Here is an 11,202-nt window from a genome sequence, read left to right as displayed (position 1 = left end):
TTTCGCGCGAAATCGCCACCACCCCCGGCGGGATCAGGAACTGGCGCTGAGGTTGAGCAGTGGGCCAGCGCTGCCAGTGGTTTCGAGCTGCCACAGCTCGTCCAGCAGCTTGTCGGCGTCCAGGCCGGTCCCGGCGAAGGTCACGCAGTCGCGGAACTTCGCCTCCAGATCGTCCCTGCCCAGCGGGGCACGGCAGTCGCCGCGCGGCACGTCGGTGCGGTGGCGCACGACCTCGCCGCCGGTGGTCTCCACCTCCACGACGGAATACGCGAATTCCCACTCCCCCGACCCGATCGGCGGCACGGCCGACTCGTGCCTGCTCACCCGCCGCAGCAACTGCTGCGCCGCCGGGCGCAGCACCGCTTCGTCGTGGAAGGACGCCAGTGCGATCTTGCCGTCGAGCACCGCCGCCGCGAGCACGTACTCCGGGCTGAACTTGCCTTCCAGACCGGTTTGCGGGCGCCGGTGGATCAGCGGGTCGAAACCGTCCGGTTCCAGGGTCAGGCGGATCTCGGCGATGTCCTCGGGCCGCACCGGGTTCTCCCGCACCAGATCGAGAATCGCGTCCGCTGTCCGGTGGGTGTTGTAGCAGCAGGGGTACTTCTTCACGTTCAACCCGACGCGCGCCAACTCCCACGGGTTGCCGAGCGCGCGTGCGACGGCCGAAGGATCGGCGGAGTCCGCGTACATCGCCAGGTAGCCCAGCGGGCCTTCCAGCTGGGCCGGGTCGGCGGTGAACCCGTTGCTCGCCAGCTTGGCCGCCAGCACGGCGTCGCGCGCGGCCAGTCCGGGGTGCAGCGGCTTGGTCATGGTGCCGAAGTTCTGGCGGCTACCGCTGGCGGTGGAGGCCGCGATGCCCAGCGCGTGCCGGGTTCGGGTGTGGTCCAAGCGCAGCAGGTGCGCTGCCGCGGCGGTCGCTCCGAGCACGCCGATCGTGGCGGTGGAGTGCCAACCCCGCTGGTAGTGCTCGCGCACCTGCATCGTGGCGGCGATCGCGCAGCAGACCTCGAAGCCCAATGCGTAGGCCGTCAGCGCGTCGCGACCGCTCGCGCCGACCTCCTCGGCCACCGCCAGCACGACGGGGACGAGCACAACGCTGGGGTGCCCGTAGATCTGGTCGGCGACGTCGTCGAAATCCAGGGCATGCCCGGCGCCACCGTTGAGCAGCGCCGCCATCATCGCGCTGGTGCGCTCCCCGGTGGGCAGGATCGTCGCGCGACCGGTCGGCAGCTCCGGGCGCATCGTCGACAGCAGCGTTTGGAAGCCGCCGTCACCGTGCCCGGCGATGGCCACCCCCACGGTGTCGACGAACGCCGCCAAGGCGCGCTCCCGCACCTCGACCGGCACCGTGGAGAAGTCGGCCTGTTGAACGAAATCCGCGATCGCCTCGGTCGGGCCGACGGCCTTGTTCGCGGTCATCACACATCACCTCTTCATGGCTGTTTTTGGTTTTGTTTTGAAGCGGCGTAGCCGCTTGGCCCACCCTCGCAACCGGCACCGCCGCGGGTTCTCAGACTGCGTCTGAGGTTCCGCCACCCGCGCCGCGAAGCAAAACGAGTTCAGGGACGGGCTCTCGGCTTTTGTTCCAGCTCGTCTCGGGCCGGAGATGTGATCGGTTCTTTCCACGGGGAGAGCGCGCCGGAGTACACCTGGGGGCCGAGTCGGAAGTGCTGTGCTTCGGCGGCGGTTTCGACGAACGGCATGTCCATCGGGTAGAGCCGGTCGCCGCGCGGGCGCGGTCCGGCCTTCGACACGTGGCCGTAGAGTTCGCGGCCGACGACCTGCTCGGCGTGCACCACGACCTCGATCAACCGGTCGAGGTCGACGCCGGTCGGGATGCCGAGCTCGGCCAGGAGGTCCACCAGGTCCTCGGTCGGCATCATGCCGGTCAGGCGGCCGTTGCCGCAGTACGGGCACCCGCCCATCCCGCCGATCGTGGTGTCCACCACCAGTTCGCATGCCGGGTCGAGGGTGCGCAGCGCGGTGTAGACCGAGATCGGCGCCGTGCCCCGGGTGTTGTGCAGGTGCAGGTGGAACCGGGTGATCTCCGGCCATTCGGCGCGGATCGCCCGCAGCTGCTGCTCGACCCGGTCGGGCAAGTTCCAGCCCATCGGGTCGCCGATGAACACCTCGCGCACCCCGATCCCGGCTTCGGTCCACAGCCGGTGCTGGCGGCGCAGCAGGTCCATCCGCTGGTCCAGGCTGAATTCACCCAACCAGTTCGATCCCCATGCCGCGTTGACGCCGATGCCCGCGTGCGCCGCACCCGCCGCGACGGCCCGATCGACCGCCGCGGGCAGCGCCTCGATCTCGGCCTGCTGCGAACGGTTGGTGTTGCGCCGCACGAAGACGTCGCAGACGTGCACCAGGGTGCGCGGGTACGGGTGCAGTTCCCGCAGCGGCGGCATGTAGGCGCGCATCCGCTCCCGGCCCCGCTCGTTCAACGCCAGTCCGGTGTAGTTGACGCCCGGCACCGGGGTGAACCCCGAGACGATGGCGTCGATCTCCGCCATCTGCGGAGTCCACTTCGGAGAGACGAACGACCCGACGACGATGTTGCGCAGCCCCGTCGCGGACAGCTCGTCGATCAACTCGATCTTGTCGCGGACGCAGATCGAGGCGCTCTCGATCTGCATCCCCTCCCGCATCCCCTCCTCGACGATGGTGATCTGCGGATAGCCGGTGGAGGTGCCCGGCGAATTACCAGTCAAGGTGATCCTCCTTAGGTCTGTTATACAAGCGGCGCAGCCGCTTTCCGCTACCCGCACCGCTACGCAAACCACTGCCGAAACAGTCTTCAACGATCAGGCGGTGCCGAAGGGGCCCCGCTGCAGAACTTCCGCGTCGTGGCTCGGGACGATCTCGCAGCCGAGGCCCTCGACCCGCTTGAAGCTCTCGAAGTACTGGAAGAGGTCGGTGTGCACCCCGGACGGGATGTGCTCGACGGACTCGTTGCCCGTCCAGTTCTCGTAGGTGTCGATCAGGTCACCGGCGAGCAGGTAGCGTCCCGCGTCCGTTTCCACGACCACCGCCTGCGATCCGGGGGTGTGGCCCGGCACGGACACCACCGAGATGCCCGGCAGGATCTCGGTGTCGCCGTGGACCGTCTCGATGCGATCCCAAACCTCCAGCCACGGCGGCTTGATGCCGCGCTTCTTCTCGTACGCCGCCCGGTGCACCGGCAGCGGGTCGGCGGCGTAGCCGAGCTCGGCGCCCTGGATGTAGAAGTTCGCCTCGGTGAACAGGGCGTTGTTCGAGCAGTGATCCCAGTGCAGGTGCGTGTTGATCACGTGCCGGACGTCGCCGATCTCCACTCCGGCCGCCGAGAGCACCGTGCTCGGCTCCAGGTCCAGCGGACGGCTGAGCGTGTATCCGTGGTGCTCCATCGTCCACTCCGGACCCAAGGTGCCGGTGTCCACGATCACCGGGGAATCGCCGCCCTCGATGAGGAAGACCAGCATCGCCGAGTCGTGCAGTTCGCCCCAGCCGAAGCCGTAGGTGATGGCGGGTTTCGGCATGCCGTTGATCCAGCCGACGAGCAGCGGCGTGATCGTCAGACCCATCTTCGAGCTCCCAACTTCATCTGGTCGTCCGGTCAGGACGCGGCGGACGGAATACCCGACTCCGGGACGGCATCGGATTTCGCGCCGATGCTGGTGTTCAGCGTCTCCGGGCTGACGAGCACCGCGGTGAAGGTGATCAGTGCGACCGCCACCAGGTACACCGACACCGGCCACGACGCACCGCCCGAAGCGCCCAACAGGGCGGTGGCGATGAACGGCGCCGTGCCGCCCATCGCGACGGTGGCGAGGTTGGTGCCCAGCGACGCTCCGCTGTAGCGCACCCCGGTGGCGAACAGTTCGGAGAAGTACGCGGGCTGCGGCGCGTAGAGCCCGGCTCGGATTCCGGCGATCGCGACCGTGAACGCCAGCCAGATCAACGGTGTGCTGCCGGTTTCCAACAACCAGAAGAACGGGAACGCGAACAGCACCATCCCCACCGCCGAGCCCAGGATGACCGGGCGTCGCCCGATCCGGTCCGAAAGCGCTCCCCACATCGGAATCGCGAGCGCGTCGACCAGCGAGGCGATCACCACGGCGGAGAGCATGACGCCCTCGGACAGCCCCAACTCGGCGGCGGCGTAGGATAGCGTGAACACGGTGACGACGTAGATGATCGCGTTGTTCGCGAACGCCGAGCAGGCCGCGCGGATCACGTTGCCCGGTTGGGTTCGCAGCACCTCGACCACCGGCGGCTTCTCCGCTTCGCGATCCTGCTGCTTGTACTCCAGGAACACCGGCGATTCCACGATCCGCAGCCGGATCACCAGACCCACGACGATCAGCAGCGCGCTGAGCAGGAACGGGATCCGCCAGCCCCACGACAGCAGCTGCTCGTCCGGCAGGAACGCGACCGCGCCGATCGAGCCGGAGGCGAGCACCTGGCCGAGCGAACCCCCGACCTGGGTGAAGCTCCCGTAGAAGCCGCGCTTGCGCGGTGGTGCGTGCTCCACGGTCATCAGCGCCGCACCGCCCCACTCACCGCCCAGGCCCAGGCCTTGCAGCAGGCGCATCGCCACCAGCAGCACCGGCGCCCAGATGCCCACCTGCTGGTAGGTGGGCAGGATGCCCATGCAGAAGGTGGCCACGCCCATCAGCAGCAGGGTCAGCACCAGCATCGACTTGCGGCCGATGCGGTCGCCGAAGTGTCCGAACAGGACGCCGCCGATGGGTCTGGCGAGAAACCCGGCCCAGAACGTCGCGAACGACGCGAGCGTTCCGGCGAGCGGGCTGAACGCCGGGAAGAACAGCTTGTTGAACACCAGGGCGGCGGCGGTGCCGAAGACCATGAAGTCGTACCACTCGATGGTGGAGCCGACCAGTGCTGCCGCCGAAACCGCCCTGGGCGAAGCACCTTTCCTACCTCGCACTCCGTTGTCGCGAGTCACCGTCGCCTCCCGATGCATTCCTTGGGTCTGCTTACAAGGCCAGCTGCGGGCTCAACGGCCCTTCCAAACCGGTTGCCGTTTCTCCACGAAGGCGCGCACGCCCTCTTCGCGGTCCTCGCTGAGATACGGGTTGGGCCCGACGTTCAGCCGCAGCGCGGCGGGCAGCGGCAGGTCCCAGCCCTTGGTGGTCATCTCCTTGTACCTGCGCAGCGTCAGCGGCGCGTTGGCCACGATCTTCCCGACGAGTTCGTCGGTGGCGGCGGGCAGTTCTTCACCGGGCACGACCCTGTTGTAGAGCCCCCACCGCAGTGCTTCGTCGGCCGAGATCGGATCCCCGACGTACAGCATCTCCATCGCGATGGCACGCGGGATCAACCTCGGCAGCAGCACGGTCGCGAAATTCGCTCCCATGCCGCGCTTGGCCTCCGGCATCCCGATGAACGCGTGCGTTGCCGCGATGCGCAGGTCGCAGGCCAACGCGAGCTCGCAGCCACCGGCCAGCACGGGTCCGTTGATCGAGGCGATGGTGGGTTTGCCGGTCTCCAACACCACCTCGTGCAGGTTCCGGCCCGTCCCACCCATCGGCACCGGGAAGGGTTTCGCGCCGCGCGCGTGGTCGTCGAGCTCCTTGAGGTCCGCGCCAGCGCAGAACGCCTTGTCCTCGGTCGCGGTGATCACGATCGCCCACACCTGCGGGTCGTTGTCGGCCGCCACGAACCGGTCCACCAGGGTGGCCATCACCGCGCGGCTCAACGAGTTGCGCCGCGCGGGCCGGTCGATCGTGATGCGGGCGACCCGTTCGCTGACTTCGTAGTGCACTTCCTCGTCGGCGTGGCTCATCGCGTCTCCTTTCCTGAACCGGCCCGCGCCGCGGCGACGGCCTTGCTGCTGACCAGTTCCTCGACCTCGGCACCGCTGAAGCCGAGCTCGGTGAGGATTTCCGCGGTGTGCTCACCGAGTTGCGGTGGCGCCGACGGTGTTCCGAGGTATTCGCCGTCGCGGCAGATCGGCGTGTTTATCACCGTGAAGTCCGGGATCCGCGGGTGCTCGACGTGTTCCAGGATCCCGATGGCCCGCACCTGCTCGTCTTCGACGACCTCGTCCAGGGTTCGGATCGCCGTGATCGGCACGCCCGTCCCGGCCAGGATCTCCTGCCATTCGGCGGAAGTTCTCGTCCGCAGCGTCTCCGACAGCGTTTCGACGAGCGCCTCCCGGTTCGCCACCCGGCTCGGGTTGTCCACGAACCGGGGGTCGTGGCTGAGCTCGTCGCGGTCGATCGCGGTGCACAGCCGCCGCCACAGGTTGTCGTTGCCAGCGGCCACCACGAGGTGGCCGTCGGCCGTCGGAAATGCCTGGTACGGCGCGATCACCTGCGTTCCCGACCCCTGCTTGACGGGCAGTTCGCCGGAGGCGAGGTAGCCGGTGAGCTGCGCGGGCAACCACATCAACGCGGTCTGCAACAACGATGTCTGCACCTGCGAGCCCACGCCGGTGGCATCCCGAACCCGCAGCGCGTCGAGCACGCCGATGACCGTCCACATCGCGGTGCCCTGGTCCAGCAGCGAGGCCGGAATGCGGACCGGTGTCCGGCCCGGCTCGCCGGTGATGCTCATCAGACCGCTGAAGGCCTGCATGAGCGGGTCGTAGGCGGGCCGGTCCCGCAGCGGGCCGGTGTGCCCGTAGCCGGTCATGTCGCAGTAGATCAACCGCGGGTTGATCTCCCGCAGCCGCGCGTAGTCGAAGCCCAGCTTGGCCAGCGAGCCGGGTCGCAGGTTCTGCACGAGCACATCGCTTTCCGCGATCAGCCTGCGCAGCACGTCCTGGCCCGCCGCGCTTTTCAACTCCAGCGCCAGGCTGCGCTTGTTCCTGTTCAGCGACAGGAACATCGGGCTCTCGTCGCGCCAGAACGGCGGCCCCCACCGGCGCGTGTCGTCACCGCCTTCGACGCGCTCCACCTTGATCACGTCGGCGCCGAGATCGCCGAGGATCTGGGTGGCGAACGGACCGGCGACACTCGCGGTGATGTCCAATACCCGCAGCCCCTGCAAAGAACCATCCACCGCCCGACCTCCTAGGACTTGTCCTCGGCGCCGTCGGCGACGAGCACCGCGCCGTTGATGAACGGGACCGCCTTCGAGGCCGCGAACACGATGAGCCGCGCCAACTCCTCCGGGGTGCCCCACCCGTTGTCCGCGTTGGCGATGTTGCTGCCCCATGCGCGGCGGACCTGCTCGGCCTCGGTTTCGCTGAGCTCGTCCTTGACCATTTCGCGTTCCCACTTCGCGAATCGGTCCGGGGTGTGCACCAGGCCGGGGACCACGCAGTTGACCCGGACGCCCTGCGCGCCGAACTCGCTGGCCAGCACCTTCGAGAGGCGGATCTCGGCGGACTTCGCCGGTCCGGTGCAGCTGGACCGGAACGGCGGCGGGGTGACCCGGATCCCGGTTTCCCCGGCCACGTTGACGATCGAGCCACCGCCCTTGGCGATCAGGTGCGGGATGACGCGCTGGCACAGCCGGAACTGGGCGAAGAAGTTGATCGCCATGCCGTGTTGCAGCTCTTCGTCGGTGACTTCGAGGAACGGCTTGTAGGTGCCGGTTCCGGCGTTGTTGACCAGGACGTCGATGCCGCCCAGCCGATCCAGTGCCGTTTCCACCAGCCGGTCCAGCGCCGTCGGGTCGGTCACGTCCACCTGCGCGGTCTCCGGGCGCGCGCCGGTGGTCTGCTCGATGTCGTCGGCCGCCTCGGCGAGCGCCTCCGGGCGCCGGGCGCAGATCAGCACGCGGGCGCCTTCGGCGGCGAACAGCCGCGCGGTCTCCAGACCGATCCCCCGGCTGCCACCGGTGACGATCACTGCGCTGTCCTTGAGTTGCAGGTCCACGTTTCGCCTCCACGCGAATCCAGGGTCAGTACGACCTCGGCATGCCGAGCACGTGCTGGCCGAGGTAGGCCAGCACGAGGTTGTTGCTGATCGGGGCGACCAACGGCAACCGGGCCTCGCGGAACTTGCGCTCGATGCCGTACTCGACCGTCATGCCGTATCCGCCGAAGGTGTCCATCGCGGCGTTGGCCGCCGCGAAGGTCGCCTGGGAGGCCAGCAGTTTCGCGGCGTTGGCCTCCATGCCGGGCTGCTGACCGGCGTCGAACTTGGCGGCCGCCTTCCAGCGCAGCAGGCTCGCCGCCTCCAATTGCGCGTAGGCCTGGGCGATCGGGAACTGGATGCCCTGGTTCTGCCCGATCGGACGGCCGAACACCTGGCGCTGCGAGGCGTATTCGCTGGCCCGCTCGACGAACCAGAAGCCATCGCCCAGCACTTCCGACGCGACGAGGATGCGCTCGGCGTTCATCCCGCTGAGAATGCTCCGAAACCCCTTGCCCTCCTCCCCGATGAGGTTTTCGGCGGGCACGATCAGGTCGTCGAAGAACAACTGGTTGGTCTCGTGCGAAACCATCGTTTCGATGGGCGAGACCTTGATCTGCTCGCCCGCTTCGCGGAGATCCACCAGCAGGACGCTGATGCCGTCGGTCTTCTTCGCCACGTCTTCGTACGGCGTCGTGCGGACCAGCAGCAGCATGAGATCCGAATGCTGGAAGCGGGAGGTGAAGATCTTCCCGCCGTTGACCACGTAGTGATCACCCTTGCGCACCGCGGACGTGCGGATGCGGGTGGTGTCGGTGCCCGCGTCGGGTTCGGTGACGCCGAATGCTTGCAGGCGGAGTTCCCCGGTGGCGATCTTGGGGAGATAACGCTTCTTCTGCTCCTCGCTGCCGTGCCGCAGCACGGTACCCATCGTGTACATCTGGGCGTGCGCGGCCGTGCTGGCGCAGCCGGACCGGTTGATCGTTTCCAGCACCAGCGAAGCTTCCACGACCCCGAGACCGCCGCCGCCGTATTCCTCCGGAATCAGAATCGACAACCAACCGGCATCGGTCAACGCGGTCACGAATTCTTCCGGATATTCGCGACTGGCGTCGAGGCGCTGCCAGTAATCTTGCGGGTACCGAGCACAGAGGTCCGCTACGGCATCCCGGATCGCGATTTGGTCTTCCGTGAGCTCTAGGTCCACGCCCACCTCCCGCGTTTCCATCCGATTGCCGGACGATGACATCGCGGCGGCCGACTGGCCAAGCGAAACGTCTCGCTGCGCGAGACGTGCGTCAGATGGAATTCACCGGGGCCCGGTTTCTCGGGTGGGGCGGCTGAGTTGGCGGGACAGCCCGAGCGCCGCGGTCTTCACCGCCGGGGCCAGCCGGACCGGGTGGAAGCGGGCGACGGGAACCGCGACCGACAGCGCCGCGACGACCCTGCCGCGCTCGAACACGGGTGCGGCCAGCGAGCCGCCGCCGGTCTGCACCTCCTCGTACTCGTAGGCGACGCCCGAGATCTGGATCTCCTGCAGGGTGTCCGCCAACCGGCCGGGGTCGACGACGGAATGCCTGGTCAGCCGCCGCAGCGGCTGGGCGAGGACGGCCTCGACGAAATCCGGTTCGGCGAAGGCCAGCATCGCCTTGCCGATCGCCGTGCAGGTCAGCGGCAGCCGCCCGCCGACCCGCGACGGCATCGAGAAAACCGCGTGCCCGTAGATCTTCTCCACGTAGACCACGTCGTAGCCGTCCGTCACGCCGATGTGCACCGCCTCGTGGGTGGCGATGTAGAGGTCCTCCATGAACGGCAGCGCGGCGTTGCGCAGCCCCCGCTCGACCGGGACCATCGCGCCCAGCTCGAACAGCTTGCGCCCGAGGTGGAACCCGTCGGCCGAGCGTTCGACGCTGCCCACCTCGACCAGCCTGGTCAGCAGCCGGTGCACGGTGGAGCGCGGCAGTCCCGCCCGGTCCGCCAGCTCGGTCAGCCGCATCGGTCCACCGCCCGGCGCGAACGCGTCGAGCACCATCCAGGATTTCTCGACCATCGACAGACCCGCGCCGTCCCGTGTCATGGGACGGATTATTGCTCGCCGCGGGCGCCCGGGTCTACAAACGAGTGACCTGGCTGAAACCGGCGAGAAACGGGTTGAAACATGTCAACTGCACCGGTGCCCGCTGCCATATCAACGAAGACCACGATCGAACCGGTCGCCGAATCGCCGGAGGACGGCCAGCGCGTCTCCATGTTGTGGCGGGCGACGAGAATTCTGAAATCATTCGGCCCGCAGGAATGGGTGCTTTCGTTGGCGGAACTGACCAGGAAATCCGGATTGCCGAAGCCGACCACCCATCGAATCGCCGCCGAACTCGCCGATCTCGGTTTGCTGGAACGCGCCGGAAAGGGCTATCGGCTGGGAATTCAGCTGGTCGAGATCGGGCAACGGTCGTGGTGGGAGTGCGGCCTGCGGGACACCGCGCTGCCGTTCCTGGAATACCTCCGCGAAGCCACCAACCACACGGTCAACCTCGGCGTGCTGTCCGACACGGACATCGTTTACCTGGCGAAGCTGCCCGGACCCGACAACGACGTGCGGGTCACCCGGACCGGCGCCCGGCTTCCGGCGCACAGCACCGGGCTCGGAAAGGCCATCCTGGCCCATTCCCCACCCGCGATCCTGCGTTCCGTCATCGACTCGGGGCTGACGCGCTGCGGGCCGAGGACGATCATCATGCCGCAGCGGTTCATGCGGGAGATGGCGCAGATCCGGGAGCGCGGCACCGCTTTCGACATCGAGGAATCCGGGCCGGGCATGCTCTGCGTGGCCGCCCCGATCTCGCTCGGCCACACCCGAGTGCTGGGCAGCCTGTCGATCAGCGGCTGCAACACCACGGCCGAACTCGACCGGACACGACCCGTGGTCGATTCGGTAGCCCGAGAACTCTCCCGACGACTCAACAGCACGTCCATCGGCGCTTAGTACGGCAGCCGCACAGTGAGATCTTGGTTCCGGGGTGTGATCATGGGCGCGGCCACCGTGTGATCAACTCCGAGGCAGTACTCCGGGACTGCCGGGCGGATCGAGAACTGCCAGCTGGCGTGTTCCTGACGTATGTCTCGCCACGCGGGCGGGCGTTGATCGACCGGGAACTGTACGTGCCCCGCTCGTGGACCGAGGATCGTGACCGCTGCATGCAGGCGGGAGTCGGTGAGGAGGTCGAGTTTGCGACCAAACCGCAGTTGGCCCGGCGCATGCTGGAGCGCCTGCTGACCGCTGTCGTTGCTTCAACGCAGTGGCACGCAGGCTGCGGCGTGTAGTCCGCTCGGGTTGCCCCACCGAACGATCTTGAGCTGTCGACACAACCGCTCATGATCAACCGGTGGCCGCACC

The 11,202-nt window shown here is 67.9% G+C and carries 10 protein-coding genes and 1 pseudogene; 2 read left to right on the top strand and 9 right to left on the bottom strand.

The genetic code is table 11. The features are described from left to right. Nucleotides 1-33 precede the first annotated feature (33 nt). The 9 genes from ACTWQN_RS36860 to ACTWQN_RS36820 form a co-directional block, all read right to left on the bottom strand. Complete coding sequence (locus ACTWQN_RS36860; RefSeq protein ID WP_443208310.1) at nt 34-1,419, bottom strand: MmgE/PrpD family protein; 1,386 nt, start codon at nt 1,417-1,419, stop codon at nt 34-36. 140 nt (nt 1,420-1,559) lie between these two features. Then, the gene (locus tag ACTWQN_RS36855) at nt 1,560-2,711 is read right to left on the bottom strand and encodes a hydroxymethylglutaryl-CoA lyase-like TIM-barrel protein (protein WP_443208309.1); all 1,152 of its coding nucleotides are present in this window, start codon (nt 2,709-2,711) and stop codon (nt 1,560-1,562) included. A gap of 93 nt (nt 2,712-2,804) precedes the next feature. After that, a complete protein-coding gene (locus ACTWQN_RS36850; RefSeq protein ID WP_443208308.1) occupies nt 2,805-3,563 on the bottom strand; it encodes an N-acyl homoserine lactonase family protein in 759 nt (252 codons plus the stop codon). Nucleotides 3,564-3,595: 32 nt separating this feature from the next. Beyond that, a complete protein-coding gene (locus tag ACTWQN_RS36845) occupies nt 3,596-4,948 on the bottom strand; it encodes an MFS transporter (protein ID WP_443208307.1) in 1,353 nt (450 codons plus the stop codon). A 51-nt stretch (nt 4,949-4,999) separates the two neighbouring features. After that, nucleotides 5,000-5,788, bottom strand: a complete 789-nt coding sequence (locus ACTWQN_RS36840; RefSeq protein ID WP_443208306.1) for an enoyl-CoA hydratase/isomerase family protein — start codon at nt 5,786-5,788, stop codon at nt 5,000-5,002. Further along, a complete protein-coding gene (locus tag ACTWQN_RS36835) occupies nt 5,785-7,008 on the bottom strand; it encodes a CaiB/BaiF CoA transferase family protein (protein ID WP_443208305.1) in 1,224 nt (407 codons plus the stop codon). The genes ACTWQN_RS36840 and ACTWQN_RS36835 overlap by 4 nt, the downstream gene beginning before the upstream one ends. A gap of 11 nt (nt 7,009-7,019) precedes the next feature. After that, the gene (locus ACTWQN_RS36830) at nt 7,020-7,829 is read right to left on the bottom strand and encodes an SDR family NAD(P)-dependent oxidoreductase (RefSeq protein WP_443208304.1); all 810 of its coding nucleotides are present in this window, start codon (nt 7,827-7,829) and stop codon (nt 7,020-7,022) included. A 25-nt stretch (nt 7,830-7,854) separates the two neighbouring features. Continuing rightward, the gene (locus ACTWQN_RS36825; RefSeq protein ID WP_443208303.1) at nt 7,855-9,036 is read right to left on the bottom strand and encodes an acyl-CoA dehydrogenase family protein; all 1,182 of its coding nucleotides are present in this window, start codon (nt 9,034-9,036) and stop codon (nt 7,855-7,857) included. 81 nt (nt 9,037-9,117) lie between these two features. Beyond that, entirely contained in the window at nt 9,118-9,885 is a 768-nt protein-coding gene (locus ACTWQN_RS36820) for an IclR family transcriptional regulator (RefSeq protein ID WP_443208302.1), read from the bottom strand. An 81-nt stretch (nt 9,886-9,966) separates the two neighbouring features. On the opposite strand from ACTWQN_RS36820, the gene ACTWQN_RS36815 reads away from it, so the two are divergent. Together ACTWQN_RS36815 and ACTWQN_RS36810 are read left to right on the top strand one after the other, a co-directional pair. Further along, nucleotides 9,967-10,791, top strand: a complete 825-nt coding sequence (locus ACTWQN_RS36815) for an IclR family transcriptional regulator (protein WP_443208301.1) — start codon at nt 9,967-9,969, stop codon at nt 10,789-10,791. Between the two features lie 72 nt (nt 10,792-10,863). Next, nucleotides 10,864-11,087 (top strand): annotated as a pseudogene (locus ACTWQN_RS36810) (transposase); the annotation flags it as partial. Nucleotides 11,088-11,202 lie beyond the last annotated feature (115 nt).

Origin of the sequence: Saccharopolyspora antiqui (assembly GCF_052246905.1) — a bacterium.
Taxonomy (GTDB): Bacteria; Actinomycetota; Actinomycetes; order Mycobacteriales; family Pseudonocardiaceae; genus Saccharopolyspora.
Note: the sequence above shows the minus strand (reverse complement) of the source record. Positions and strands in the feature narration are given on the sequence as shown.

Coding starts and splice junctions, on each gene's coding strand:
- ACTWQN_RS36860 (WP_443208310.1), bottom strand. CDS start 1,419: ATGACCGCGAACAAGGCCGTCGGCCCGACCGAGGCGATCGCGGATTTC.
- ACTWQN_RS36850 (WP_443208308.1), bottom strand. CDS start 3,563: ATGGGTCTGACGATCACGCCGCTGCTCGTCGGCTGGATCAACGGCATG.
- ACTWQN_RS36840 (WP_443208306.1), bottom strand. CDS start 5,788: ATGAGCCACGCCGACGAGGAAGTGCACTACGAAGTCAGCGAACGGGTC.
- ACTWQN_RS36825 (WP_443208303.1), bottom strand. CDS start 9,036: ATGGAAACGCGGGAGGTGGGCGTGGACCTAGAGCTCACGGAAGACCAA.
- ACTWQN_RS36820 (WP_443208302.1), bottom strand. CDS start 9,885: ATGACACGGGACGGCGCGGGTCTGTCGATGGTCGAGAAATCCTGGATG.
- ACTWQN_RS36815 (WP_443208301.1), top strand. CDS start 9,967: ATGTCAACTGCACCGGTGCCCGCTGCCATATCAACGAAGACCACGATC.